General features: G+C 64.0%; 29 protein-coding genes and 1 tRNA gene. 11 read left to right on the forward strand and 19 right to left on the reverse strand.

Going from position 1 to position 25,810, the window contains the following annotated elements; all coding sequences use genetic code 11:
* Positions 1–30 precede the first annotated feature (30 nt).
* Genes NYR54_RS07205 through NYR54_RS07215 form a run of 3 tightly spaced genes read left to right on the forward strand, consistent with a single transcriptional unit; the run spans position 31 to position 2,775 of the window.
* Entirely contained in the window at positions 31–1,098 is a 1,068-nt protein-coding gene (locus NYR54_RS07205) for an ABC transporter ATP-binding protein (protein ID WP_261514925.1), read from the forward strand.
* Positions 1,091–1,972: an ABC transporter permease gene (locus tag NYR54_RS07210; RefSeq protein ID WP_261514926.1), complete on the forward strand. Its 882-nt coding sequence runs from the start codon at positions 1,091–1,093 to the stop codon at positions 1,970–1,972. The genes NYR54_RS07205 and NYR54_RS07210 overlap by 8 nt, the downstream gene beginning before the upstream one ends.
* Complete coding sequence (locus NYR54_RS07215; protein WP_261514927.1) at positions 1,969–2,775, forward strand: ABC transporter permease; 807 nt, start codon at positions 1,969–1,971, stop codon at positions 2,773–2,775. The genes NYR54_RS07210 and NYR54_RS07215 overlap by 4 nt, the downstream gene beginning before the upstream one ends.
* 60 nt (positions 2,776–2,835) lie before the next feature.
* Here the strand turns inward: NYR54_RS07215 and nth are convergent, their stop codons facing one another.
* Positions 2,836–3,645: an endonuclease III gene (gene nth, locus NYR54_RS07220; RefSeq protein ID WP_261514928.1), complete on the reverse strand. Its 810-nt coding sequence runs from the start codon at positions 3,643–3,645 to the stop codon at positions 2,836–2,838.
* A gap of 21 nt (positions 3,646–3,666) precedes the next feature.
* Between nth and NYR54_RS07225 the strand changes: the two genes are divergently transcribed.
* Both NYR54_RS07225 and NYR54_RS07230 read left to right on the forward strand, forming a co-directional pair.
* Positions 3,667–4,152: a DUF2244 domain-containing protein gene (locus NYR54_RS07225; protein ID WP_261514929.1), complete on the forward strand. Its 486-nt coding sequence runs from the start codon at positions 3,667–3,669 to the stop codon at positions 4,150–4,152.
* Between the two features lie 68 nt (positions 4,153–4,220).
* A complete protein-coding gene (locus tag NYR54_RS07230) occupies positions 4,221–5,105 on the forward strand; it encodes a methylated-DNA--[protein]-cysteine S-methyltransferase (protein ID WP_261514930.1) in 885 nt (294 codons plus the stop codon).
* 50 nt (positions 5,106–5,155) lie between these two features.
* Here NYR54_RS07230 and NYR54_RS07235 read toward each other — a convergent pair whose 3' ends face one another.
* The gene (locus NYR54_RS07235) at positions 5,156–5,353 is read right to left on the reverse strand and encodes a CsbD family protein (protein WP_261514931.1); all 198 of its coding nucleotides are present in this window, start codon (positions 5,351–5,353) and stop codon (positions 5,156–5,158) included.
* Between the two features lie 117 nt (positions 5,354–5,470).
* Between NYR54_RS07235 and NYR54_RS07240 the strand changes: the two genes are divergently transcribed.
* A complete protein-coding gene (locus NYR54_RS07240; RefSeq protein ID WP_423738581.1) occupies positions 5,471–6,883 on the forward strand; it encodes a cytochrome P450 in 1,413 nt (470 codons plus the stop codon).
* A gap of 37 nt (positions 6,884–6,920) precedes the next feature.
* Here the strand turns inward: NYR54_RS07240 and NYR54_RS07245 are convergent, their stop codons facing one another.
* Both NYR54_RS07245 and rsmI read right to left on the reverse strand, forming a co-directional pair.
* On the reverse strand, positions 6,921–7,295 hold the full coding sequence (locus NYR54_RS07245; protein ID WP_261514933.1) for a YraN family protein: 375 nt from the start codon (positions 7,293–7,295) through the stop codon (positions 6,921–6,923).
* A complete protein-coding gene (rsmI, locus tag NYR54_RS07250; protein WP_423738586.1) occupies positions 7,285–8,190 on the reverse strand; it encodes a 16S rRNA (cytidine(1402)-2'-O)-methyltransferase in 906 nt (301 codons plus the stop codon). Before rsmI ends, NYR54_RS07245 begins: the two co-directional genes overlap by 11 nt.
* Positions 8,191–8,294: 104 nt before the next feature.
* Between rsmI and NYR54_RS07255 the strand changes: the two genes are divergently transcribed.
* Positions 8,295–9,494: a penicillin-binding protein activator gene (locus NYR54_RS07255; protein ID WP_261514934.1), complete on the forward strand. Its 1,200-nt coding sequence runs from the start codon at positions 8,295–8,297 to the stop codon at positions 9,492–9,494.
* Here NYR54_RS07255 and NYR54_RS07260 read toward each other — a convergent pair.
* From NYR54_RS07260 to NYR54_RS07275, 4 genes are all read right to left on the reverse strand, one after another.
* Positions 9,481–9,987, reverse strand: coding sequence for a hypothetical protein (locus tag NYR54_RS07260; RefSeq protein ID WP_261514935.1), 507 nt, complete (start codon positions 9,985–9,987; stop codon positions 9,481–9,483). The two genes, NYR54_RS07255 and NYR54_RS07260, sit on opposite strands and share 14 nt — an antisense overlap.
* Positions 9,988–10,134: 147 nt before the next feature.
* Positions 10,135–10,683, reverse strand: a complete 549-nt coding sequence (locus NYR54_RS07265) for an SRPBCC family protein (RefSeq protein WP_261514936.1) — start codon at positions 10,681–10,683, stop codon at positions 10,135–10,137.
* 23 nt (positions 10,684–10,706) lie between these two features.
* On the reverse strand, positions 10,707–11,156 hold the full coding sequence (locus NYR54_RS07270) for an SRPBCC family protein (protein ID WP_261514937.1): 450 nt from the start codon (positions 11,154–11,156) through the stop codon (positions 10,707–10,709).
* A 64-nt stretch (positions 11,157–11,220) separates the two neighbouring features.
* A complete protein-coding gene (locus NYR54_RS07275; RefSeq protein ID WP_261514938.1) occupies positions 11,221–11,577 on the reverse strand; it encodes an ArsR/SmtB family transcription factor in 357 nt (118 codons plus the stop codon).
* Between the two features lie 296 nt (positions 11,578–11,873).
* Here NYR54_RS07275 and NYR54_RS07280 point away from each other — a divergent pair, with 296 nt between their 5' ends.
* The gene (locus NYR54_RS07280; RefSeq protein ID WP_261514939.1) at positions 11,874–12,491 is read left to right on the forward strand and encodes a 2-hydroxychromene-2-carboxylate isomerase; all 618 of its coding nucleotides are present in this window, start codon (positions 11,874–11,876) and stop codon (positions 12,489–12,491) included.
* Between the two features lie 96 nt (positions 12,492–12,587).
* A complete protein-coding gene (locus tag NYR54_RS07285; RefSeq protein WP_261514940.1) occupies positions 12,588–13,232 on the forward strand; it encodes a S24 family peptidase in 645 nt (214 codons plus the stop codon).
* Between the two features lie 27 nt (positions 13,233–13,259).
* On the opposite strand, the gene NYR54_RS07290 is transcribed toward NYR54_RS07285, so the two are convergent.
* Positions 13,260–14,906, reverse strand: coding sequence for a lysine--tRNA ligase (locus NYR54_RS07290; protein ID WP_261514941.1), 1,647 nt, complete (start codon positions 14,904–14,906; stop codon positions 13,260–13,262).
* Positions 14,907–15,073: 167 nt separating this feature from the next.
* Between NYR54_RS07290 and NYR54_RS07295 the strand changes: the two genes are divergently transcribed.
* Positions 15,074–15,490, forward strand: a complete 417-nt coding sequence (locus NYR54_RS07295) for a tellurite resistance TerB family protein (RefSeq protein ID WP_261514942.1) — start codon at positions 15,074–15,076, stop codon at positions 15,488–15,490.
* 226 nt (positions 15,491–15,716) lie between these two features.
* Positions 15,717–16,523, forward strand: coding sequence for a hypothetical protein (locus NYR54_RS07300; protein ID WP_261514943.1), 807 nt, complete (start codon positions 15,717–15,719; stop codon positions 16,521–16,523).
* 33 nt (positions 16,524–16,556) lie between these two features.
* On the opposite strand, the gene NYR54_RS07305 is transcribed toward NYR54_RS07300, so the two are convergent.
* From NYR54_RS07305 to NYR54_RS07350, 10 genes are all read right to left on the reverse strand, one after another.
* Positions 16,557–16,641 (reverse strand) — tRNA-Leu (locus NYR54_RS07305).
* Between the two features lie 116 nt (positions 16,642–16,757).
* Positions 16,758–17,378 carry a 2,3-bisphosphoglycerate-dependent phosphoglycerate mutase gene (locus NYR54_RS07310; protein WP_261514944.1) on the reverse strand — a complete coding sequence of 207 codons (621 nt, stop codon included), beginning with the start codon at positions 17,376–17,378 and terminating at the stop codon, positions 16,758–16,760.
* Between the two features lie 25 nt (positions 17,379–17,403).
* Entirely contained in the window at positions 17,404–18,216 is an 813-nt protein-coding gene (gene dapB / locus NYR54_RS07315) for a 4-hydroxy-tetrahydrodipicolinate reductase (protein ID WP_261514945.1), read from the reverse strand.
* On the reverse strand, positions 18,213–20,069 hold the full coding sequence (locus NYR54_RS07320) for an ABC transporter ATP-binding protein (RefSeq protein WP_261514946.1): 1,857 nt from the start codon (positions 20,067–20,069) through the stop codon (positions 18,213–18,215). The genes dapB and NYR54_RS07320 overlap by 4 nt, the downstream gene beginning before the upstream one ends.
* A 103-nt stretch (positions 20,070–20,172) precedes the next feature.
* The gene (locus NYR54_RS07325; RefSeq protein ID WP_261514947.1) at positions 20,173–21,198 is read right to left on the reverse strand and encodes a glucokinase; all 1,026 of its coding nucleotides are present in this window, start codon (positions 21,196–21,198) and stop codon (positions 20,173–20,175) included.
* A gap of 181 nt (positions 21,199–21,379) precedes the next feature.
* Positions 21,380–21,760: a methylglyoxal synthase gene (locus NYR54_RS07330; protein ID WP_261514948.1), complete on the reverse strand. Its 381-nt coding sequence runs from the start codon at positions 21,758–21,760 to the stop codon at positions 21,380–21,382.
* A gap of 93 nt (positions 21,761–21,853) precedes the next feature.
* Positions 21,854–22,882: a penicillin-insensitive murein endopeptidase gene (mepA, locus tag NYR54_RS07335; protein ID WP_423738582.1), complete on the reverse strand. Its 1,029-nt coding sequence runs from the start codon at positions 22,880–22,882 to the stop codon at positions 21,854–21,856.
* 114 nt (positions 22,883–22,996) lie between these two features.
* Positions 22,997–23,911, reverse strand: a complete 915-nt coding sequence (locus NYR54_RS07340) for an SDR family oxidoreductase (RefSeq protein WP_261514949.1) — start codon at positions 23,909–23,911, stop codon at positions 22,997–22,999.
* Complete coding sequence (gene queG, locus NYR54_RS07345; protein ID WP_261514950.1) at positions 23,878–25,032, reverse strand: tRNA epoxyqueuosine(34) reductase QueG; 1,155 nt, start codon at positions 25,030–25,032, stop codon at positions 23,878–23,880. The genes NYR54_RS07340 and queG overlap by 34 nt, the downstream gene beginning before the upstream one ends.
* Complete coding sequence (locus tag NYR54_RS07350; RefSeq protein WP_261514951.1) at positions 25,032–25,718, reverse strand: glutathione S-transferase family protein; 687 nt, start codon at positions 25,716–25,718, stop codon at positions 25,032–25,034. The genes queG and NYR54_RS07350 overlap by 1 nt, the downstream gene beginning before the upstream one ends.
* Positions 25,719–25,810 lie beyond the last annotated feature (92 nt).

The following is a 25,810-nucleotide window of genomic DNA, read 5'->3' on the forward strand; positions in this document are numbered from 1 at the left end:
CACCCCGCCCTGCCATATCTTCGGGCAGCCATGTCACACTCGGTAGAACTGCAAAATGTCGGCATGGCCTTCGGCCAGACACGCGCCGTAAGCAACGTCTCCTTCACGGTCGAGGGCGGCGAGTTTTTCTCCATTCTCGGCCCCTCCGGCTGTGGCAAGACGACGATCCTGCGCATGATCGCAGGCTTCCTGGAGCCAACAGAAGGCAGGATCCTGATCGGCGGGCGCGACATGCGCGGGCTAGGGCCCGACAGGCGGCCGACAGCGATGATCTTCCAGTCGCTCGCCCTGTTCCCGCTCATGCCCGTTTGGGAAAACATCGCCTTCGGGCTTGAGGCTCGCGGCGTCTCCAAAGCGGAGCGGCGCAAGAAGGCGGAGGAGTTGCTGAAGCTCGTCGCCCTGGAAGGCTATGGCGACCGGATGCCCGGCGAGCTGTCGGGTGGCCAGCGCCAACGCGTCGCCATTGCGCGCGCTCTTGCTGTGGAGCCGCAGGTGCTCCTGCTGGACGAACCGCTTTCGGCCCTCGACCTGAAGCTGCGCCAGCACATGCGGGCGGAGCTGCGCGCGCTGCAGAAGCGCACGGGCGTGACTTTCATCTACATCACCCACGACCAGTCGGAGGCGCTCGCCATGTCCGACCGCGTGGCGGTCATGAGCGAGGGCGTGCTTCAGCAGGTGGGGGCGCCGCGCGAGCTTTACGACAACCCCGTAACTCCCTTCGTCGCTCGATTCGTGGGCGAAACGAATGTGGTGGAGGGCCGGATTGCGGCGGTCGAGAACGGAATCACCAGCGTCGACACCGCCTATGGTCCGTTGCGCGGGCGTGCCGTGGCAAATCTCGCTCCCGGCATGCCGGCCCGGCTCTACGTGCGCCCGGAGGCGCTGGAGCACAAGGGCCAAGGCGCCAACAAGCTCACCGCCACCATCGAGCGTATCGACTTTGAAGGTGCTTTTGCCCTGGCCCACGGCCGCCTGGAGGACGGCCGGCCACTGATCGCCTCCATCCCCAGCACCGAATTAAACCAGGCGCCCGCGGTGGGCGCGCGCGTCTCCTTCGTCTTCCGCGAGGCCAATGCGGTGGTGTTGCCCGATGGCTGAGCTCTTCCGGCGGTTCGGTGGGGGGCTTGGCACCCTTTTCCTTGCCCTCGTGGCGGTGTGGCTCGCAGGCATGGTGCTGGCGCCCAATCTGACCATGATCGACTATGCGCTCAGGCCCAACCTGCCGCCGGCGGAGATCGGCGGACAGCGCGACGTTTATTCGCTCGACAACATCCTCTATCTCGCAAACGAGAGCGTGCACCGCGCGATCTTCTTCAAGACCGTTTGGGCGAGCGCTCTCGTGACGTTCATCACGCTCGTCGTCTGCTATCCCATCGCCTTCTGGCTGGCGCAGAGGGCAACGCCCGGCCAGGCGGCCGTCGTCATCCTGGCGCTCACCATTCCCTTCTGGATCAATGAGGTGCTGCGCACGCTCGCCTGGTACATCCTGCTGGCCTTTCGCGGCCCGCTCAACGCGCTTCTTCTGGTGATCGGAATTATCGACGAACCGGTGCGCTGGTATGGCGATATCGGCGTGCTCGCCGGCATGACCTATGCCTACATCCTGTTCATGCTCTTCCCGATCTATAACGCCATCGAATCGCTCGACAGATCGCAGCTTGAGGCGGCGCGGGACCTCGGCGCCTCCGTCTGGCGCACCCACTGGCGCATCGTCATCCCGCATTCGAAGGCGGGCATAGCCACCGGATGCGTCTTCACCTTCATGCTGGCGGCGGGAAGCTATGTGGCCCCGGCCCTGCTCGGCTCGCCCGGCAGCCGCTGGTTCACCGAGATCATCTACAACTGGTTCTTCGAGGGCGGCGACTGGAACCGCGGCGCGGCCTATGCGCTCGTGCTGCTTGTGCTTTGCCTTGCGGTCGTGCTGGTCACGCTCAAGCTTGCGCGGGTAAACCTCACGGATGTGGCCAAATGAGCGCAGCTGACCGTATTCTGAGGGCGCTGTTCGGCTTCTACTTCGCCGCCTTCTTCATCTATCTCTTCGCGCCGCTCGTCATTATGGCGGGGGCTACCTTCAATGCCAGCCGCTTTCCCACGATCACGCCCTGGCAGGGCACTACGCTTCAGTGGTTCAACGCGCTCTGGGCCGACCGGGGCATGTGGGAATCGCTCTGGACCTCGATCGTCGTCGCCTTCTTCGTGGTCCTCGTCTCCTTGCCGATTGGCACGGCGGCCGCCCTGGTGCTCACCAGCCTTCATGCGCGCGCTCGCAGTGTCATGTACGCCGTCATGGTCTCGCCGCTGCTCACGCCAGGCGTGGTTGTCGGCATCGCTACGCTCGTGCTTTGGCGGCAGATCGGCGTTGGCGGCGGCATCTTCCTGATCGTGCTTGCCCAGTCGAGCTTCATCATTTGCTATGTCATGCTGATGGTCGCAGCCCGGCTGCAGCGCTTCGACCGCACGCAGGAGGAAGCCGCGATCGGGCTGGGAGCCTCCCGCTTCATGGTCTTCCGCCGCATCCTCCTGCCTTTCCTGCGGCCCGCGCTTTTCGCCGCGGGCTTTCTGGCGATCCTCCAGTCGGTCGAAAACTATAACACGACGCTGTTCGTGCGCGGCTTCGATACACCTCTAACGGTCTATATCGCCACCAAGGTGCGCACGGGGCTGACGCCGGCCGTGAATGCGCTGGCGCTCATCATGATCGTGGTGACCATAGCCGGGGCGATCCTCTATGAGGTAGTGCGCCGGCGCGCCCAGCAGCGAAGCAGCGCCGTCTAGGCATTCGCGGCAACTCAAGATCCCGTGCGGATAAAGCCAGGCAGCCGAACCTGACGACACTCACGCCTCTTCCGCCTGCCGCCTCTCCTCGATTGGTTCCCACGGAACCAGCGGCGCGGGCACGTCGCTCGTCTTCTCTGGCGCTTTGCAGAGATCGGCGATGATGCAGGCAGAGCAATCGGGCTTGCGCGCCTTGCAGACATAGCGTCCGTGCAGGATCAGCCAGTGATGCGCGTGAAGCAGGTATTCCTCGGGGATCGCGGAAAGCAGCGCCCGTTCCACCTCCTCCGGTGTCCGGCCCGGAGCCAGCAGGATGCGGTTCGAAACCCGGAAGATATGGGTATCGACAGCCATTGTGGGCTGGCCGAATGCGACGTTCAGAACCACATTGGCCGTCTTGCGGCCCACCCCCGGCAGCTGCTGAAGCGCCTCCCGGTCCTCCGGGATCTTGCCGCCGTGATCGCGGATGAGCGCCTCGCAGAGCGCGATGACGTTCTTGGCCTTATTGCGCCATAGCCCAATGGTACGGATATATTCGCCAAGCTTCTCCTCGCCCAACGCCAGCATCTTCTCAGGCGTATCGGCAACGGCGAAAAGCGGGCGCGTCGCCTTGTTCACGCCCGCATCCGTCGCCTGCGCCGAAAGCACGACGGCGACCAGCAGCGTAAAGGGATTGACCGATTCGAGCTCACCCTTCGGCTCCGGCCGTTGCACACGGAAACGGCGGAAGATCTCGTCTACCTCCTGCGGAGTGTAGGCGGTGACCGGCCTCTTCTGTGCCTGCCTGCTTCTGGGCGATGCCTTGCTGCTCTTCGGCTTCGGGCGGGGAACCCTTACAGAGGCAATACTTTTTGACTTGGGCTTTTGCATGCCGCCTCTATAATTCCAATCATGGACGAAATGAACGCCGCCGACACGCCTTTCTTCAAGGCGCTCCTCGTTCCCCACCGCTCGCTGGGCCGTGCCGGATACTTCACGCTGATGGGCAGCGTGCTGCTCGTATGGCTGACATTCGGCGCCATATTCCTCTCTATGGGCGCGTGGCCCATCTTCGGCTTTCTCGGTCTGGACGTGCTCGCCCTCTATATCGCATTCCGTGTGAACTACCGCGCCGCGCGCGTGCGTGAGGAGGTGTCGCTCTCCCGCACCAATCTGCACATACGCAAGGTGCCCCCATCCGGCCGCCCGGAGGAGCACAGCTTCAATCCCTTCTGGACTCGCTTCCGCGTGCGGCGGCATGCTGAACTGGGCATTATGGACATGGCCGTCGAAGCGCGCGAGAAACGCGTGCTCATCGGCAGCTTCCTCAATCCGGACGACAGGGAGAGCTTTGCCAAGGCGTTCGGTCAGGCGCTCGCGACCGCAAAGGGTCGATAGAAGCCGGGCAAGAATCGGGTGGCATCTTGTGCTTTCCCGCCTCAAATGAGCGTTCAAGGAGAAATGCCATGAACGCAGAACCAGCCATACTCGAACGCGACATCACGCCCACGGGCGGGGACTATGAGATCGTTCGGCGTGTGATCGAGAAGATCAGCCTGGACTATCGCAACCAGCCCTCGCTGGATTCGCTGGCGGCCGAGCTGGGGGAGACGCCCACAGGCCTGCAGAAGCTGTTTACGCGCTGGGCGGGTCTGTCGCCCAAGGCCTTCCTGCAGGCCGTGACGCTCGATCATGCACGCCGGCTGCTCGATGCCGGCATGCCGCTCTTGGAGACGTCGCTGGAACTTGGCATGTCGGGACCCGGCCGGTTGCACGATCTGTTCGTGACCCACGAGGCAATCTCGCCTGGCGAATACAAAGCTCGCGGGGCGGGGCTTACGATCCGCTACGGCTATCATCTCTCGCCTTTCGGCATCGCTCTCGTGATGGTCACCGAGCGCGGGCTTGCGGGCCTTGCCTTTGCCGATCCGGGTGAGGAGCAGGTGGCATTCGAGGACATGCGCGCGCGCTGGCCCAACGCCGCCTACATTGAGGACGCGGCAGCTACGGCACCCTATGCCGCGCGCATCTTCGATCCCGCACGCTGGCGCGCGGACCAGCCCCTTCGCATCGTGCTTATCGGCACGGATTTCCAGATTCGTGTTTGGGAAGCTCTGCTCCGAATCCCGATGGGCCGGGCGCGTGCCTATTCCGACATCGCCGCCGAGATCGGCTGCCCCGCCGCCTCCCGTGCGGTGGGCGCCGCCGTGGGCGCCAATCCGCTGTCCTTCGTCGTGCCCTGTCACCGGGCGCTTGGAAAGTCCGGCGCGCTAACGGGCTATCACTGGGGGCTGACGCGCAAGCGCGCCATCCTCGGCTGGGAGGCCGCCCAGCTTCAAAGGGCGGCTTGAGGCGGCCAGCATAGCGCACTGAGCCATGCTGGCCGCCTCTGCGAGAGTTTTCAGTGGCGCGCCAGCCACTCGTCGATTTCGCGTTCAGCCTCTTCCTGGGCCTTTCCGTAACGCTCCTGTATGCGCCCGGCGAGTTCCTTACGGTTGCCAGCGATGACGTGAAGATCGTCATCGGTGAGCTTGCCCCACTGTTTCTGGGCCTTACCCTTGAATTGCTCCCAGTTTCCTTCGATCTGATTCCAGTTCATTGAATGCTCCTGCGTTTCGCGGCGGGTTCGCCGTTTCCCGGAACTCCGGGAGCGCCGGAGTGGTTCCGGTGGCCTCGTGCGATTGAAGACGCCACACCGGATACATAGCTTCGCTGAATGACCGCGCTTGCCGAGCCTGCCGCTGCCTCTTTCCGCCCTCCGGCACCAAGCCCGAGGCAAAAGCCGCCCTCGACCTTGCAGATGATGCGGATCGTGTACCGCAACCCGCTGGAGCTGTGGGGAGAGCCTTCCTACAACGAGCCCTGGATTTCCATATCCGGCGGCATCGGCGGGCCGCTGCTCATTGCCAACGATCCCGGGCTCATCCGCCACGTGCTGGTGGAAAATGCAAAGAACTACAAGATGGCGCGTGTGCGCCAGAAGATCCTGCGGCCGATCCTCCGCGACGGACTGCTAACGGCGGAAGGAGAGGTGTGGCGACGGTCGCGCCGTGCCATGGCGCCGGTCTTCACCCCGCGGCATATTGCGGGCTTTGCCCACCCGATGCTTCGGAAGGCCGAAGCCTTCGCGGCCCGCTACGAAGGGATGGTCGGCGACACGGTGGACGTCTCCCGCGACATGACGCTGCTCACCTTCGACATCATGGCCGAGACGCTCTTTTCGGGCGAGATCGCCGGCAATCCGGAAGACTTCGGCCATCAGGTGGACCGGCTGTTCGAGACCATGGGTCGGGTCGATCCGCTCGATCTTCTCGGCGCGCCCGACTGGTTGCCTCGCATCACGCGGATCTTGGGGCGCAACGCGCTCGCCTTCTTCCGCGATATCGTCGCCCGCACCATGGAGATGCGCAGTCAGAAGCTGGCGCAGGAAGGCGAAGCGCCGGAGGATTTCCTGACCCTGCTTCTGCGCGCGGAGGGGCCGGACGGGCTTTCCCGGCAGGAGATCGAGGACAACATCATCACCTTCATCGGCGCTGGCCACGAGACCACCGCCCGCGCGCTTGGCTGGACGATCTACTGCCTGGCGAACCTACCCGGCGAGCGCGAGCGCATTGAGGCGGAGATCGACCATGTACTGGCCACCGAGCCCGATCCGGTCAGATGGCTGGATGCCATGCCGCTTGCGCGCGCGGCTTTCGAGGAGGCGATGCGCCTTTATCCGCCCGCGCCCTCCGTCAACCGCGAAGCCCTCGAGGACGACTCTTACCAGGACCTCCACATCCCTAAGGGCACGCAGGTGCTCGTGATGCCCTGGACGGTGCATCGCCACCGCAAGCTGTGGGACGATCCCGAGGCCTACCGGCCAGCGCGCTTCTATCCGGAAAACCGCGAAAAGATAGACCGCTTCCAGTATCTGCCATTCGGCGCGGGCCCGCGCGTGTGCATCGGTGCGGCCTTCGCCATGCAGGAGGCTGCGATCGCGCTCGCGGTCCTTCTTTCCCGCTATCGCTTCGAGCTCACACCCGAAACCAGGCCCTGGCCGGTGCAGAAGCTGACCACGCAAGCCCAGGGCGGACTGCCGATGCGCGTGGTACGCCGGAGCAGCCATGCTCCGCGGCGTGCGGCGTAGCACGCTTCAGAGCGCCGGAAACGACGACCATTCTCGGTCAGGCGGAGTAGATATTCTTCACATGCACGGGCCACCGCCCCGGCAGGATAGCCACGAGATCATAGCGCAAGCTGAGGCGAGCATAATCCGGCCTGCGCGCAAGCCAGAGATCGGCAGCAGCGTCAATGCGGCGTTGCGCGAAAGGGCTGACGGCCTCCATCGCCTCCTCAAGCGTGGGACGCGCCTTGACCTCGACGATGGCCACAAGGTTTCCCCGCTTGGCGATCAGGTCGATCTCTCCGAGCGGCGTGCGGAAACGACGAGCCACGATGCGATAGCCCTTCAGCATGAGCGCGAGCGCGGCAAGCCACTCGCCGCGATACCCCTTGCGATATGCGGCGCGCCGGCGCCGGATCGATGTTTCAACCACCATCGCCGCGCTCCTTCAACGCGATGAGCCGCTGATAGAGGTCTGCCTTCCTGCCGCCTGTCATGCGCGCAGCCTCGCCAGCGGCTTTAGAAGCAGGCATGTCCGCCGCAAGTTCGAGAAGCAGCCGGTCAATCTCTTGCGCCTCCGCCGCCTGCGCTTTGCCGGGCGGCGCAATACAGATCACCACCTCGCCTTTCGGAGCGCCCGTCTCTTGATAGTAGCGGGCAAGGCGGGGAAGCGTGTCTTCCCGTACCTCCTCGAAAACCTTGGTCAATTCGCGCGCGACCACCGCCTGCCGGTCGCCGAGCACTTCTGCCATATCGGAAAGGCTCGGCCCCAGCCGGCGCGGCGACTCGAAGAAGACAAGTGTGGCCGGCACGGCCGCAAAAGCCTCCAACCTGCTTCTGCGCTGCCCAGCCTTTGCCGGCAGGAAGCCCGCGAACAGGAAGGAATCCGTCGGCAGGCCGGAGACGGTGAGCGCGGCAAGCACGGCGGAAGGGCCGGGTATCGGCACCACCGGCAAGCCCCTTTCACGCGCCAAGCGGACCAAACGGTAACCGGGATCAGAGACCAGCGGCGTGCCGGCGTCGCTTGCAAGCGCCACGCTCCTGCCCTCCTCAATCGCCGCGATCAGCCGAGGGGCGGCCTCGGCCTCGTTGTGCTCGTGATAGGCGATCATCGGCCGTTGGATGCCGTAGCGGCGAAGCAGCACGCGCGTTACCCGCGTATCCTCGCAGGCGACCAGCTCGGCGCCTGCCAGAGCTTCGAGCGCGCGCAGGGTGATGTCGGCAAGGTTTCCTATGGGCGTGGAGACGAGATAGAGCGCCGGCTGAAGCGCGGGCGGCGTGAACCGCACGCCCCCGACGATGAAGGATCTTTCGCCTGCCTCTTCCGGCACGATCGCTCCCCTGTCACTTGCGCCGTCCGCCTGCTTCTTTGACACGCCGGAAATCCGGTTGCAAATTCGCGGCTGGAATCGGCCGTAAAATTGGGGGACGGAAATTGATCCAGGCCTTTGCCGCCCGCTGCGGGATGATGAGCCTCGCGCTCACGGCTTTTGCCACGCTCCTCCTTTCCGCCTGCGCGCCAAGTGTGCCTTACGGGCTGCCGTCGGGCCGGTCACTACCGCCGCCTGCGACTGGAACGCAGATTCCGGCCGAAGGCGAGGTCATAGGCACCGGAGACATTCGCGTTGCGCTGCTTCTGCCCTTGAGTGCTGAAGGCAATGGCGCACAGGTCGCCGCCGAAATGAAGAACGCAGCTCAGCTTGCGCTAGAGCATTCCGGCTTAGACGCGCTCGAGCTCGTCATCAAGGACACGGGTGGGACGGAGGCGGGTGCGGCTGCTGCCGCGCAAAGCGCGGCGCGCGAAAGAGCCGCGCTGGTTCTCGGGCCGCTTTTCGCTGCAAATGTGCGCGCCGCCGGTTCCGTGCTCGCGCCGCAGGGCATTACCACCATCGCCTTCTCGTCGGACCGGTCGGTGGCGGCCCCTGGAATCTATCTCAACTCCTATCTGCCGGAGGGGCTGGTACGGCGCATCATTTCCCATGCCGCATCGCGGGGCTTGAAGAAGGTCGTGGCAATCGTGCCGAATGGTCCGGCAGGCGATATCGACGAGAACGTGGCACGTGCCACGCTCGAAAGCGCTGGCGGCAGCCTGCTTGCCGTCACCCGCTACGATTACGACAATGCTTCGATGCAGCGGGCCGTGCAGGAAGCGGCGCTCGCCGCGCACGAGGCGGACGCCATCTTCCTCCCCGACGGCGGCAACAGCCCCAGCGCCATCGTCGCCGCGCTCCGCACTCTCGGAATCGATCTGTCGGGCAAGCGGCTACTCGGCACAGGCCAATGGGCGAGCGTCAACCTGTCCGATCCCGCCCTTCAAGGCGCCTGGTTCTCCGATACGGACCACGCGCGCATGAACCGCTACTGGATGTTCTACCGGCAGCGCTTCGGCCGCGAGCCGTCCGTCACCTCCGCGCTCGCCTATGATTCGGTGATCCTGGCGGCAACGCTCGCCCGCAGGGGTGAGGCCGCGCTGACACAGGCGAGCCTGCAGGCGCCGACGGGCTTTGCCGGCGCCACCGGCGCTTTCCGCTTCCTACCGGACGGCACGACCGAACGCGGCTACGCGGTTTATGAGGTGATCGACGGGGCCGCGCGCCTCATCAGTCCAGCGCCGACAAGCTTCACTGGGACTTGAGGCTCATCGCCTCGGGATTGCGGTGATAGCCCGGGCCGATGGTGAGCGGCTTTTCCGGCACGACACGGTCGCTGATCTCACTCGTATAGTCGCGCTCCGTCTGCCAGATGAGCTCCTTGCCCTCGCGGTCGTAGACCTTGATGGCGACGTGATAGGGCCTGTCGGCCTCCACCCCATGCACGGGCGGCGAGCGCAGCGAATAGCGGTTGGTCATGGTGCTCACCCGCTCTTTCACGACGAGGGGCGGCCCGCCGTCCGGGTCCTCGAAGCTGACCTCGATGATCGAGCCGCTAGCAAGCGGCCGCACCACCTCGGCTGTAAAGCCGTAATAGACCTCGCCCTCGCGGTAGTTGAACATGAAACCGCCGCCGAGAATCTGAAGATAAGCGTCGTTCGTGATATCCTGGCGCGTGAACCAGCCGATGGCGAACAGAACTGCCAAAAGCACCGCAATCCCGGCGAAGACCTTGCGGATCGACAGCTCCCAGCCCATGCCTCGCACCTCCTGCCCCTCTCATGTCATCCTCGTGCAGCACGCCTAGTAATGCTCCGGACACGCGGCACTGCAAGTTTTTTCGCTGAATCCGGTCAATGCTCCTGACAGCAGGTGCGGCGAAGCCGCAGGGAACCCGGGGGCGCTTCAACCGGCGGCAAATTGTTTGGCGTATTCCTCCTTCAGCTGCTTATGCGTTGACCAGAAGCCGCGCGGCTGCCTACCGGACAGTCGGTCCTCCAGAATGCCGAGATGCGCTTCCCAGCCGCTTGCGACACTGATCATTCCCTCCATGTCGGGCAGGCGCCGATGGGTAACGACCAGACAGACATCCTCTCCTTCGGGCGTTAGCTCGAAGGTGACCTCGCTCCTGCCGTTGTCGCCCGGCCAGCTGAAGGTAAGCAGGCGGGGCGGATCGCACGCGATGATCTCGCCGTACATCGGCTCGCCGCTCGCCGCATCCCTGTAACGGTCGGGCATTTGTTCATGCGACAGCTCATGATGGCGGAACCGAAGCTCCACGCGACCGCCGGCGAACAGTTCCATCTCGCCGGCCGCCAGCCATTGGCGCCGCTTCTCCGACTCCGTGAGATAGGCCCATAGGCGCTCCACCGGACCGGGCAGATGCCGCTCGATCCTCACCGTGTCCGGAGCGACTTTAATGCCCGCCGACATTTCGGAAGGGACTTTCTGCATTTGCTTTCTCCTTTCGCGGCCCGTTAGTCAACGGGGTTGTGGTCCCCCACCAGCCGAAGTTCGATGCCGTGTTCCAGAAGCGCCTTCGCCCCTGCCAGCACCAGCGTGAATCCTCCCATGGAATCGATCGCCTGAGCGACGACGGCCTCGTCCTCGCCAGAGAAGCCCTCATTCGTGATTACGACCAGCGTGGTGCCGTCGGGACGCGCCGTGAACGTCCATTCCACGCTGGTGGGAGGGTCGTCCCACTCGATGAGAATGCGCTTGTTCGGCTCGACGGCCCTGACGCGGACATCCGCCGAAACGCCGTACATCTCCCAGGCCCAGTTAACAGTCTTGCCCGGCTCCAGCCGGCCGCTCGACCGGGTAAACCAAAAGCGCGTCGTCACCGCTGGGTTAACAAAGGCCTCGAACACCTCCTCGACAGGCCGGCGGATGAGCATCTGCGCTCGCACCACGGGATGAATGGTCATTTTCGCCCTCATTCATGTGGGAAGGGGAAGCCGGATGGTAGTCTGACGGCGAAGCTCTCGGCCGTCATTTTTCGTCCCCGGCTTCGGCGTGCTCGTCCTCGGCCCTGAGCAGAGCCTCGAGCACATCGAGCCTCCTGTTCCAGAAGCGTTCGTAGTAGCTGAGCCAGCCCTGCGCCTCGGCAAGTCCCGCGGCCTCAAGCCGGCAGTAATGGGTGCGGCCGACGACACGCCGCCGCACGAGGCCCGCTCGCTCCAACACCTTCACATGCTTCGAGGCTCCCGCAAAGGACATGGAGAAGGGAGCGGCCAGCGCGCCGATGCTGCGTTCGCCCTCAGACAGCTCGCGCAGCATCGAGCGGCGCGTGGCGTCGGATAAGGCATGAAATACCGCATCAAGCGTGGCGGGCTGTTGTTCAACCATACGGTTGAGCATAGAGGCTGCGAGAAAATAGTCAACCTGATGGTTTAATATTTCTTAGACGCTGTGTGAGAGAAGATGTTTTCGGGCATGCGGGCGACCAGCCCCAAAATCCGCAAGGTTGCCGCCGCGGACCGAATGGGCCACAAGACTGGCGAAACAGCCTCCCCTTGTATATGGCGTTACAGCCCTGTTTGATCCCCGTCACCCGGCAAGCCAAGATTGGGAGAATCAGGGCGCGCTCATTTCGCTGTTTCGCGCGACTGGTCCGGTTCCGGCGAACGCAAGATGGAGGTACCATGCCTGCCAGCATCGACTACTACATGACGTCGCCTTCGCCCTTCTCCTATCTCGGCCATCCGATGTTGCGCGCGGTTGCCCGGAAGCACGGGGCCGAGCTCAAGGTAAAGCCGGTGAATCTTGCTGCAGTCTTCGAGAACTCAGGGGCCGTCGTCCCCGCCAAGCGACCACCGGTGCGCCAGCGCTACCGCCTGATCGAGCTTCAGCGTGTGGCCGATTACCGGGGACTTCCGATCAATCCCAAGCCGAAGCACTGGCCAACCGATCCTACCCTCGCCGACCATACGATCATCGCGCTCATCGAGCGCGGGCATGATCCGCTGAGCTACATGGAGCGCGTGTTCGCCGCCGTGTGGGCGAATGAGGAGAACATCGCCGATCGCGACGTCCTTTCGGCGCATCTGCGCGCCGAAGGCTTCAATGCGGAGGAAATCATGGGGGCCGCGGACGAGCCGGAAACAGCCGCCATCCGCGCCCGCAACACGCAGGAGGCGATCGACGCCGGCGCGGTGGGCGTACCCGCCTATGTGCTGAATGGCGAAGTCTTCTGGGGGCAGGACCGGATCGAGTATCTCGACCAGGCGCTGGCGACAGGACGAAAGGCTTATACCGCGTGAACCTCCTGTTTATGGACACGCCGATCGTAAGGGCGTAGAACTATTCTGCGCCGGATGACCTCGCCCGGAGAAGGGCTTTTTTGCGGAGGAGTGGGGGTGCTTTCGCACGAGAAGGTTTGGGCAGCCATTGACGCATTGGCCGCGCGCCATTCCTTGTCCGCTTCGGGCCTTGCAAAGAAGGCCGGACTCGATTCCACAGCTTTCAATCGCTCCAAGCGCTATTCGGCCGACGGCCGGCCGCGCTGGCCTTCGACGGAATCGCTGGCCAAGATCATGGAGGCGACCGGCTCTTCGCTCAGCGAGTTCGTGGGCCTGATCGGCGAGGAGGCTCCTTCGGGCGGCAGAGAGTCGCGCCGCTATAGCGTCCCGCTGATCGGTTTCGCCCAGGCCGGCGCGGGCGGATACTTCACGGATGCTGGGTTTCCCGCCGGCGAAGGGTGGGAGGACATCGAACTGCCGGGGAAAGTCAGCGAAGGTGCCTATGCACTTGAAGTGCAGGGCGATTCCATGCTGCCGCTTTACCGGCACGGCGACATTCTCGTGGTCGATCCGGCCGCCACGGTGAAGCGCGGCGATCGCGTGGTCGTCAGGACCGTGGGCGGCGAGGTGATGGCCAAGGTGCTGCAACGCCAGACGGCACGGCAGATCGAGCTCATGTCGCTCAATCCCGAGCATCCGAACCGCATCCTGAACAAAAACGATGTGGAGTGGATCGCCCGCATCGTCTGGGCGAGCCAGTAGCCCCTATCGGCTCGCCCCACGCGGCGTCTACGCCGCCAGTTCGCCCGCCAGCGCCTTGTCGATCAGCGCGCAGGTCTCCGTGATCCCGTAGAGCGCGACGAAAGAGCCGAAGCGCGGGCCGCGCTCCTGGCCGAGCAGCACCTCGTAGAGCATCTGGAAGAAGGCAACCGACACGCCCGGCCCGCCCTCCGGGCTCTTTCTGCTGTGATCCTGATAGCGCTCGATCCCGCGTCCCACATCGAGAGCCGCGTTCTGGATCGTCTCGCCGTCGGCACCCTCGGGCAGCTTCGAGAGATGATCCCGCAGCGCATGCAGCGCCTGCCGCTCCACCTCGTCCGGCGCGCGGAACCGCTTGGCCGGTTTCACGAAATCGTCGAAATAGCGCAGCGCATATTCCGTAAGCCGGTCGAGCTCAGGATGCGTCTCGGGCGAAACCCCCGGCGCATAGCGGGAGATGAAGCCCCACAGCACGTTCTTCTCGTGCGCATTGGATGCGCTCACGAGATTGAGCAGGAGAGCAAAGGGCACAGGCAGGTCGATCGCCGGCGGATTGCCGTCGTGGATGTGCCACACCGGATTGCCGAGTCGCGTCTTCCAATCCTGGCTGGGATAGGCGGAGAGGAAGGAATAATACTCGTCCACCGCGCGCGGTATGACGTCGAAATAAAGCCTCTTGGCCGCCTTCGGCTTCTGGAACATGTAGAGCGAAAGGCTCTCCGTCGGCGCATAGGTGAGCCACTCGTCAATGGTGAGTCCATTGCCCTTCGACTTGGAGATCTTCTGGCCCTTCTCGTCGAGGAAAAGCTCGTAGTTGAAGCCCTCGGGCGGGCGGCCGCCGAGCGCGGTGCAGATCTGGGCCGCGAGCTTCACGCTGTCGATCAGATCCTTGCCCGACATCTCGTAATCGACGGAAAGGGCCGTCCAGCGCATGGCCCAGTCGGGCTTCCATTGCAGCTTGGCATGCCCGCCAGTTACTGGCGTTTCGAACCGCTCGCCGGTGTCGGGATCGCGCCAGACGATCGTGCCGGCATCGAGCTTTCTTTCCTCAATCGGCACCTGCATGACAATGCCGGTCTTCGGGTGGATTGGCAGGAACGGCGAATAGGTCTGCGCCCGCTCCTCGCGCAGCGAGGGCAGCATGATCGCCATCACCTCATCGAAGTGTTCCAGCACCTTCAGAAGCGTCGCATCAAAGCGGCCGGACGCGTAGTACTCGCTCGAGGAGGCAAACTCGTAATCAAAGCCGAACTGGTCGAGAAAGGCCTTAAGTCGCGCATTGTTGTGATGGCCGAAGCTCTCATGCGTGCCGAACGGGTCGGGCACACGCGTCAGCGGCTTGCCGAGATGGGCCCGCAGCATGTCCTGGTTGGGCACGTTGTCGGGCACTTTCCTGAGCCCATCCATGTCGTCGGAGAAGCAGAGGATCCTGGTCTTCACCCGATTCTCGGTCAGCACGCGGAAGGCATGGCGCACCATCGAGGTGCGCACGACTTCGCCGAACGTGCCGATATGCGGCAGGCCGGAAGGGCCGTAGCCAGTCTCGAACAGGACCGTCTCTGGAAAATCCCGCCCCTCGTAGCGTTTGACGATTTTGCGCGCCTCCTCGAACGGCCAGGCCTTGCTCTCGGCCGCTGCGGCTACAAGCTCGGGTTCAAGCGCATGCAACGTCGTCATGGGGCTTTCCAGTCGTATGAGATACTTCGGCGCGGCCGGCACTGCCGGCGGCATCGGCGCCTAGGCGTGTAAGCGCAGCCGCCCCACGCGTCAATTGCGGCACGGATTTTTCGTTGCGGGCGGCGGCCCTGCTGCTAACCTCTCGCGACAGCAGGAAAGGATGCCACATGGACCGTAAACCCTCCACCCAGGAAGCGCTGATCTACCTCATGGTCATCATCTCGGCGGCCGACCGTGACATGACCGATGCGGAGCTCAGCCGGATCGGCAGTGTAATCCGCACCCTCCCCGTCTTTGAGGGCTTCGACGAGAACCGGATCATCGAGGTGGCGCGGCAATGTCAGCAGCGCCTGCAGAAGCAGAACGGGCCGGAAGCCGTGCTCGACCTGGTGCGCGACGCGGTGCCGGAGGCCCTGCACGACACCGCCTATGCGCTGGCAGTGGAGGTGGCGGCAGCGGACCTCTATGTGGAGCCCGAGGAAAGGCGCATGCTGCAGATCGTACGCAGCCGGCTGAAGCTGGAGCCCCTGGTTGCCGCCGCTATCGAACGTACCGCTCAGGCGCGGCATCGAAGGGTGGTGTGAAGGGCGGCATGGATACCTTGCGGCTGACCGAGGTTCTTCTCTGTCGCCCCTTCAATAAGACCACCCCTTCCATAAAATCAGTCTGTAGAGACGCGTCCAAGACTGCGGCATCCTGGCCAGCACCGAACTACTGTAACAAGCAGGTGGCGGACGTACACCTGAGCGATAAATGGGATCACCGCCGAAAAAGATCAGGCACAATAGCCTTAATCCTTAGGGGGGCATAATGAAAACGATCCGTCAAGGCACAGTCGGCAAGGCAATTCTGCGCCTTGTTCAAACTTCGACCGGATATAGTGGCGTTGTATTGGTTGACGACAAGCGCAAGATCATTGACGGGGATGACCCCGACGATGTCTGGCGTCAGCTTCACGATGTTGTGGCACGTCTTAATCCGCACTTCTTCGGCTACAACGGAGCACGAATCCGCTTCCTGCACTTCTTCCCAGAAGGATTCGCGGATGCCCGCTACATAAGCGACGAGCGCGACTATAAGTGGAATGCAAAAACCATATTGGACAAGGCGGCTCCTCTTGGCGAGGCCCTGTCAGGCAAAGGCTTCGGAGAAGGGGCACTTTCGGCCTACCGCGCGACCACACTCCTTTCACGCTTTGAGAAAGCGCGCTTCGAACCCCTGCTGAAAGGGCCGGAGGCTGACGATTTCATCCAAGCCGCGGCCGCCTTCACTCAAGGCGACGGAAGGCATGCGCTCGGCGCCATGGCCGCGATCCTGAAGCGACATGACAGCGCCAAATGGACGGTGGCCACCTATTTGCCGTTCCTGTGGAAGCCGGCCGAGCACATCTTTCTGAAACCGGAGATGATCCGGGCCTTTGCCGAGCGCGTCGGCCACCCCTTCGCTTACATTTACAAGCCGGAACTCGACATTGCTGTCTACGATTCCCTGCTTGACCTTGCGAAAACGACCAAGGAGAAGGTCGTCGATCTCAGCCCGCGCGACATGATTGACATCCAGGGCTTCATGTGGACTGCGGTCAAATATAAGGAAGAAGTCCCGGCGGATAGCCAATAGCAGGTGTTCATCCGCTTGAAAGCCAGGGAGAGATGGTGCCCAGGAGAGGACTCGAACCTCCACGACTTGCGTCACTGGTACCTGAAACCAGCGCGTCTACCAATTCCGCCACCTGGGCTAGGTGCGCAGCCGATGTAAGCGGCACGCGCGCCTCTGTCAACGCGATTTATCGAAGATTCTCAGCGAAGGCGAGGGCTGTGCCGGTGCACCCCGCCTTTTGCCGGGAAAGAACGGTCAGCCCTCCAGAATCTCCTTGGACGCGACTGTGGAATCGGCGTTGAGCCGGTAGACGATCGGCACGCCGGTTGCGATCTCCACCTTCACGATCTCCTCGCCCGTGAGGCCGTCGAGCACCATCAGAAGTGCACGAAGCGAGTTGCCGTGGGCAGAGACGAGCACCGTCTCGCCGCGCAGGACATGGGGCTGGATTTCGCGGATATAATAGGGCCACACGCGCGCGCCGGTGTCCTTCAGGCTCTCGCCGCCCGGGGGCTGCACGTCATAGGAGCGGCGCCAGATATGCACCTGCTCCTCGCCCCATTTCTTGCGAGCATCGTCCTTGTTGAGCCCGGAAAGGTCACCATAGTCACGCTCGTTGAGCGCCTGGTCGCGTATGGCCTGGAGCCCCGCCAGGCCGAGCACGTCGAGGATGTGGTCGCTGGTAACCTGGGCCCGCTTCAGCGCGGAGGTGAAAGCGATGTCGGGCTTCAGCCCCTTCGCCTTTATCCTTTGTCCGGCCGCCCGGGCCTCCTCATGGCCGCGCTCCGACAGGCCGACATCGCGCCAGCCGGTGAACAGGTTCTTGAGGTTCCATTCGCTCTGCCCGTGGCGGACAAGAATCAGCGTTCCGGACATGGTGTCTCCCTGTTGCTGTTGAAAATCAGGCGAGGCCGAGCACGTCGAGCATGGAGTAGAGCCCGGGCTTCCTGTCGCGCGCCCACAGCGCTGCCTTGACGGCGCCGCGCGCGAAGATGGAGCGGTCTTCGGCCTGGTGCGAAAGCGTAATCCGCTCGCCCGTCCCGGCGAGAATGACGGAGTGATCGCCAACGACAGAGCCGCCGCGGAGCGTAGCAAAGCCGATGGTGCCCGTCTCGCGCGCGCCGGTATGGCCGTCCCGCACGCGCACGCTCTTCTCGCCAAGGTCCACGCCGCGGCCTTCCGCCGCCGCGCGCCCGAGCAGCAGCGCGGTACCGGAGGGGGCATCGACCTTGTGGCGGTGGTGCATCTCGACGATTTCGATATCGAAATCGGCCGCGTCCAGCGCTTTTGCCGCCTGCCGCACCAGGACCGCAAGCAGGTTGACGCCAAGGCTCATATTGCCGGACTTGACGATCATCGCGTGGCGTGCCGCGGCTTCGATCGCCGCTTCGTGCTCCGCCCCAAGCCCCGTGGTTCCGATCACATGCACGATGCGGGCCTGCGCGGCATAGCCGGCAAATGTGACGGTCGCCGCGGGCACGGTGAAATCGAGCACGCCGTCGGCCTTGGCGAAAGCGGGAAGCGGATCGTCCGTGATCGCCACATCGATGGTGCCGACACCGGCCAGCTCGCCGGCATCACGTCCGATATGGGGCGAGCCCGCACGCTCCACGGCCCCCACCACCCGCACGCCCTCCATCGCATGAATGGTGCGGATCAGCGTTTGGCCCATGCGGCCGGCTGCACCCACCACCACAAGCCCCATCTCGCTCATCCGCGCTTCTCCTCGATATTCTCTTCCAGTCCCTGCCCGTCGGCGAGGCTTTGGCCTGCCCCGTACTCCAGAAGGTCCTCCGCCTTCTGCGACTGCATGCGGTAGAACCGTGCATAAACCCCGTGCGGCTTTTTCACCAGCGTGCGATGCGTGCCCTCCTCCACCAGCATGCCGTCTTCCAGCACCACGATATGGTCCGCGTTGACCACGGTGGAAAGCCGATGGGCGATAACGAGCGTGGTGCGGTTCTTCATTACCCGCTCGAGCGCCTCCTGGACCTTCGCCTCCGATTCATTGTCGAGGGCGGATGTGGCCTCGTCCAGGAGGAGGATGGGCGCCCGGCGCACGATGGCGCGGGCTATAGAGAGGCGCTGCCTTTGTCCGCCGGAAAGCGAAACGCCGTTTTCGCCCACCAGCGTTTCATAGCCCTGCGGCTGCTGAAGGATGAACTCCTCCGCATTCGCGAGCCGAGCGGCTTCTTCGATCTCGGCATCCGTGGCGTCCGGCCGCCCGTAGCGGATGTTGTCGCGGATCGTACCTTCAAAAAGGTAGGGATGCTGCGAAACATAGGCGATCGCGCCGCGCAGGGACCGTTTCGTTACCAGCGCAATGTCCTGCCCGTCGATGGTGATCCTGCCACCGTCCAGATCGTAGAAGCGCTGGATGAGCGCAAAGAGGGTCGACTTGCCGGCGCCCGAGGGACCGACGATGGCGGTGGTCTTGCCGGCGCGCGCTTCGAAGCTGACGTCACGCAACACCGGCCGGTGGCCGTCATAAGCGAAGCGCACACGGTCAAAAACGACATCGCCCCTGCTGACCACCAGCTCCTTTGCGCCTGGCACATCTTCCTGCCGCGGTTCGAGATCGAGGATTTCGTAAATCATCCGGGCGTTCACCAGCGCCCGCTCGACATTGACCTGCACGCGGGCCAGCTTTCGCACGGGATCGTAGGCAAGAAGCAGCGCGGTAATGAAGGCAAAAACCGAGCCGGGCGGCTCCGCGCTTACGGCCGCACGCCAGCCCGCATAGGCAATGACGGCGGCTATGGCGAACCCCGCCAGGCTTTCGGTGACCGGCCCCAGCCGTTCCGATACCCGGGCGATCTTGTTCGAGCGGTTCTCGGCATAGGCGATCAGGCCCGCGATCTTCTGCGCGAGCACCTCTTCCATGGTGAACGCCTTGATGATGGCTATGCCCTGCACGGATTCCTGCATGGCGCCAAGCAGACGCGCATTCACCTCCACCGCTTCGCGCGTCACGGTCCTGAGCCTGCGCATGAGGTAGTTCACCGCGTAGACGAGCGGCGGCCCGATGACGAGCGCGATGAGGGAGAGAAGCGGGTCCATCCACACCATCACCACCACAAGGCCGACGAGCGAAACGGCATCCCGGGCGACGGCCGCCAGCGTCATGTTGAGAAGATCGCGGATGCCCGTGACGTTCTGTGCGATCTGGGCGGCGAGCTGGCCGGAGCGGGTCGCGGTGAAGTAGGCCATGTCGAGCCGCATCAGGTGATCGAAGATGCGCGTCTGGTAGCGGGCCACAATGTTGTTGCCCACCAGCGCAAGCAGCACCGCTTGGCCATAGGTCGCAAAGCCGCGGATGACGAAAGCGGCGATGATGGAGGCGCAGATCCAGCCGAGCGCGTCCCATCGCTCCTCGACGAAAATCTGGTCGACCACGTCGCGCATGATCCAGGCCGAGAAGGCAGTGGTCGCGGCGATCGCCAGCATGCAAAGCGTGGCAAGACCGTATTGGGGGAGAAAGTCGCTGCCGTTCTCCGCCACCACGCGGCGGAGGACCGCGATCACCTCGCCCCGGTCGGGCCCTGTCCTGCGCTCTTTTCGTTCCAAAAAAGCCGTCCGTGGTGCTGTAGCGAAGGCCAGGATGGCCGTTCGCCCATGCCCGGCAGCCTATGCCCTATCGGCGGCGCTCATGCAATCGCGGGCAGGTTGATCAGCTCGCCCGCCAGCGCCGCCCGGCCGTTTCCACCCCGAAGCGCGCCGGCGTGCGAGCATAGGCCGCAAGGCCCATGAGCGCGGCAAGAGGATGAGTGATCACGAAGACGGGCATGCCCGCCAGCAGGTTTCTGTGCGGCGCCTTGTCCTCGAAGGCAGAGCGAAAGAGGCCGTTCTTGAGCGCCGGAACGATCTTCTGCGCTATGCCACCGGTAAGGTAGACGCCGCCGCGGCTCATGAAGACGAGCGCCAGATCGCCAGCCAGGCGCCCGAGATAGGTGACGAACAGATCGAGCGCTTCCGATGCAATGGGCTCGTTGTGCGCAAGGCCGGCCTGCGTGATCTCCGCCGGCTCGGTCCAGGACGCCTCCTTGCCGTCCGCCTTGGCTATGGCCCGATAGAGATTGACTAGGCCACGGCCGCACAGGATCTGTTCCGCCGATATGCGGCCTTCGATCCGCTCAAGGTGCGGGAAGATTTCTCTATCGCGCTCGGAGCGCGGTCCGAGGTCCACATGGCCGCCCTCGCCCGGCACGGGAATCCACGTACGCCGCGCATGCACGAGCCCGGCGACGCCAAGCCCCGTTCCTGGCCCCAGAACCACGCGGCTTCCAGTGGTCTCCGCTTCTCCTCCGCCGATCTTTTCAAGATGTTCCTCGCCTAGAGCGACCACTGCCAGCGCCTGCGCCTCGAAATCGTTGAGCACTACAATATCGCGGAAGCCGAACGTCTCGATCATCTGGCGCGGGCGCACCACCCAGTGGCAGTTGGTGAGGTCGATCTCGTCACCGTCCACCGGACCGGCAACCGCCAGCACGGCCGAGCGCGGCAGGATGTTGGTCTGATCCAGAACGCTCTGTATCGCGTCGTCTATGGTTTCGTGGTCGGCTGTCTGCACCACCGGGAACTGCCTCGGTTCGGCGTAGGAATCCACCACGATCGCAAAGCGCGCATTGGTGCCACCGATGTCGCCAATGAGAATCGGAAAATCGAGCACCAGTTCATGGTCCGTCGAATAGGCCATCGCGTCTATGCGAGCCTCCTTGCTTTAGGGCTAGTGGACAGTTGCCGCATACGGCTGCCTCGTTTCCCGGTCGGGTGGGGAAGGCGCTGCATGGAGCGCCCTCCCGGGCGGTCCAATCCGCAATGCGGCCATTCAAGCTCCCGTTCCGGCGCTTGCGCCAGGTATCCGCAGGCCCTGCCGGTCATGCGCCTGCCTTTTCCTGCCGCAACAACGCTTCAGCCGTCGCGCGGTTCAGCGCCATGGGAATATCATACACGATCGCCAGCCGCATGAGCGCCTTCACGTCGACATCGTGCGGCATCGGCGTTAGGGGATCGACAAAGAAGATCAGGAGATCGACGGCCCGCTCGGCAATCAGCGCGCCAATCTGCTGGTCGCCGCCCAGGGGCCCGCTCTTGAGCCTGCGCACCTTGAGTTCGGGGCAAGCCTCCTCGATACGCCGGCCCGTCGTTCCGGTGGCCACGAGCTCGCATTCGGCCAGCCACGCGCGATGATCGCGCGCGAACGCGGCCATGTCGTCCTTTTTCTGGTCATGCGCAATCAGCGCCACGCAGCGGGCCAAGGCAGTCCCCGGACTTTGAGAACCAGAATCTAAATCGGTTGAAGCTCTATAAGCGAGCGCGGCGGCCGTGAAAAGCGACCAGTGCGCATTGCTTCAATAAGGCCGCGGTGTCGGGCGCGGCACATCCGCCGGCTGCAGAGAAAGCAGCAGCGAGGCCGGATCGGCCGTCTCTACAAGGGCCGGCGCGGCAGACGCTGCTGCAACGCCGCCCTGGCCGGTCAACGTCACCACCGCCTCGGAGGGCGGCGCCGGAGCCGCAAGCACCGCCTGACAGGCCTTCGGCAGCGCCGCCATGGTCATGACGTCACGTGCTGGAGGTTTCTGAGGACCCTCGGCTGGCTTCCACGGCTCCTCGGTGAACCACCAGGCAAGCGAATCGTCGCAGCCGTCGCCACGCGGCGGCGCGGCCTGCGGCGTGCATCCGGTCGAGCCCTTCGGACAGGCGATGCGGATGTGGAAATGATAGTGATGACCCCAATAGGGGCGGATTTTGCCGAGCCAGGAGCGGTTGCCCGTCACCGTATCGCACAGCTTCTTCTTGATACCGGGATGCACGAAGATACGCTGAACCTCGGGATAGCTCGCTGCCCGCCTGAGCAGGGCCGCATGCGCCGGCGTCCATTTGCGGTCGTCCACATAGAGCGTGCCTTCCTTCAGCAGGGAGACCGCGCTTACCCTTTCGCGCTCTGCGACACTCAGGCGCTCGGGCGGCATGGGCGTGAACCAGATGTCGGCGTCAAGCCCGATCTGATGCGAGGCGTGGCCGGTGACCATCGGCCCGCCGCGCGGCTGAGAGATGTCGCCGATAAGTAGTCCCGGCCAGCCATCCTGTACAGCCTCGCGCGACAGACGCTCGATCAGGCGGATGAGATCGGGGTGGCCCCAGCGGCGGTTGCGCGACAGCCGCATGGCCTGCCAGTGCGGCCCGTCCGCTGCTATGGCGATTCCTCCGGCGAGACAGCCCTTCGAGTAGAAACCATAGGAGGCCGGGGGCGTGGCCGCGGGCAGCTTCTTGGCACCGAAGAGATCCTTGGCAAGCTGCTCCGCCTTGGCGGGAACTGCTGACGCAAGAGCAAGCATCAGGCCGGCTCCAAGGAGCCGCACGAAACGAATTGGCCGCATCTACCCCTCCTGATTCGGTCAGGATGGTTGCGAATATAAGCATAATTGCGGCGGTAGAGCTGTGGGATTGGGGCTACGCTGCCTGGCAAATCCCTTAATTCGCCGCCGCCCGCTTCAGCGCTCGTTTTCCCATTCGCCGGAATCCCACATTGCCTTAAGCCCGCTGCGGTAATCCGCAAAGCGGAGGCAGTAACCGGCTGCTTTCAGCTTCGCGTTTGAGATCCGCTTGCGCTCGCCATAGAAGGATCGGGCCATGGGGCTCATCTCCGCCTCCTCGAACGGGATTTCAGGGGGCGGTTCGACGCCCATCAGTTCGGCCGCGTAGGTCACCACATCCTGCGGAGGCGAGGGCTCGTCATCGCTGATGTTGAAGACGCCGCCGGTCATCTCCCGCATGAGGTGGCGTGTGGCTCCGGCGATATCTTCCACATGAATGCGGTTGAACACCTGGCCCTGTTTGACGATGCGCTTCGCCGTGCCTTTAGCCAAATTCACGAGGGCGTTGCGGCCCGGGCCATATATGCCTGAGAGCCTGAGGATTGCGACGGGAACGCCTACTGTACGGCCGAATTCGGCCCAGGCTTTCTCCGCCTCGAGGCGCTGGCGGGAGCGTTCCGAGACGGGCCGGCATTCGCTCATCTCATCCACCCACGCCCCGCCATGATCGCCGTAGACGCCGACCGTCGAGAGATAGCCGATCCACCGCAGGGATGGCAGCTTATCCCTTCCATCGGGGCTGAGGTCCGCAAGCGCCGGGTCGCCGCCTTTGCCCGGTGCGATCGAGACGATGAGATGTGTCACGTCACGCAGAGCAGCGGCCGTTTCGGTTCCGAGACCATCGCCCGCATAAAGATGTGGCTCAATATCGATGCCAGCGAGCATCCCGGTCTTTGCCGGGCTGCGGGTGGTTCCGGCGATTTGGCGCACATCTGGCAGCGCGCGGGCGATCGCCCTGCCTGAATAGCCAGCCCCGAAGATGAAGACGCTGGCGTCCATCACGCAGTCACAGCGGTCAGCGCGCTTTCCCATTCGTCACGCACCTCGCCATCCTGTTCCGAAGGTCGCATCTGCCGCGCCAGCGCCTCGAACGTCTCCGCATCCATCAGCCGCGACAGCGCCCATACCGCCGCGCCCCGTACGAGAGGCGAAGCATCGCGCAGAAGCCGTTCGCAGGCCGGTATGAGCTTTATCCCGCCCGAGTTGCCGGCGGCGATCAGCACATTGCGGATGAAACGGTCGCGGCCGATACGCTTGACTGGCGAACCGGAAAAGAGGGCGCGGAAGGCCGGATCGTCGAGCTCCAGCAGGTCCGCAAGGGCAGGCGCCTGCAGGTCCTCCCGTGCCTTGAGTTTCGCCTCGGAAGCCTCCCGGGCGAATTTGTTCCACGGGCAGACCGCCAGGCAATCGTCGCAGCCATAGATGCGGTTGCCCATCTTTCCGCGCAGTTCAAGCGGTATCGGCCCCTTGTGCTCGATGGTCAGATACGAGATGCAGCGCCGCGCATCGAGCTGGTAGGGCGAGGGAAAGGCGCCCGTGGGGCAGATGTCGAGGCAGGCGCGGCAGGAGCCGCAATGGTTATTTTCGGGCTTGCCCGGCGGGAGCTCCGCTGTGGTGAAGATCGAGCCCAGGAAGAGCCATGAGCCGAATTCGCGGCTCACGAGGTTGGTGTGCTTGCCCTGCCAGCCGAGACCGGCGGCCTCGGCCAAGGGCTTTTCCATAACAGGCGCGGTATCGACAAAGACTTTCACATCCTCGCCCGAGCGCGCGGCGAATTTGGCCGCAATCGTCTTTAGCCGGCCCTTGATGACGTCGTGATAATCGCGGTTGCGAGCATAGACGGAGATCGCGGCGCGATCCTTCTGCCGAAGCACAGCCAGCGGATCTTCCGCCGGCCCGTAATTCATGCCGAGCATGATGACGGAGCGCACGTCGGGCCACAGAGCGCGCGGATGGGCGCGGCGCATGGCCGTCTCCTCCATCCATGCCATCGTCCCGTGCCGGCCCTCTTTCAGGAAATACGCGAGACGCGCGGGCGCAGCGGGCGTGCTGTCGGGTGAGGCAACCGCGACCACGTCGAATCCCGCCGCGCGCGCCTCCTGCTCCACGAAAGCGCGCAGCCGTTCCGGACGGGTCTGCGCCGCGCTGCGCATCAGAAATCCAGATCGGTATAGTGTGAGGCGGGCGGGAGGCCGCGCACGCGATCATTGAGAAGCGGACGGAAGGAGGGGCGCGACTTCATGCGGCTGTACCAGTCGCGCGCGGCCTCATACTCGCTCCAGTTGATCTCGCCCAGATAGTCGAGAATCGAAAGCGTCGCCGCCGCGGCCAGGTCCGCATAGGAAAGGCGTGGCCCGGCCAGCCAGTCGCGGGTTGCAGCAAGCCAGCTCGTGTATTTCAGATGCTGGCGCACATTGGCCCGCGCCGCCCGAATGGCGCCGGAATCGGGCGCGCCGCCAGCCGATCCCATCAGGGATTTGAGCGCGCGCTCTCTCACCAGATGCTTGGTGACGTCACTCTCCGTCTTAACCAGATACCAGTCCACCAGCCGGCGGATTTCCGCCCGCGCGATGGAATCCTCTGCCATCAGCCTCCGTTGGCGCTGGAACGCCCCGCGCGTTTCATCGAGATATTCCGCGATCACTGTAGCGCCCACGAGCGGATTGTCGCCCTCGGCCAAAAGGACGGGAATCGTTCCGGCCGGATTGAGCGCCAGGAATTCCTTACGTCGCATCCATGGCTGCTCCTCGATGAGCTGCAGCTCCTCGCCATATTCGCCGAGAGCCAGCCGGACGAAGCGGCATGAAGCGTAAAGCGGATGATGAAACAGCGTCAGCATCTAGAAGCTACTCAACGAACGCTCTGGCCTTTTCCGATCCGGAACGATAATCCTCCGGATGGGCCTGATTCCTCACCCAGAGCTATAGGGTG

The sequence above is a fragment of the Chelativorans petroleitrophicus genome, from assembly GCF_025398195.1.
Taxonomy (GTDB): domain Bacteria; phylum Pseudomonadota; class Alphaproteobacteria; order Rhizobiales; family Rhizobiaceae; genus Chelativorans; species Chelativorans petroleitrophicus.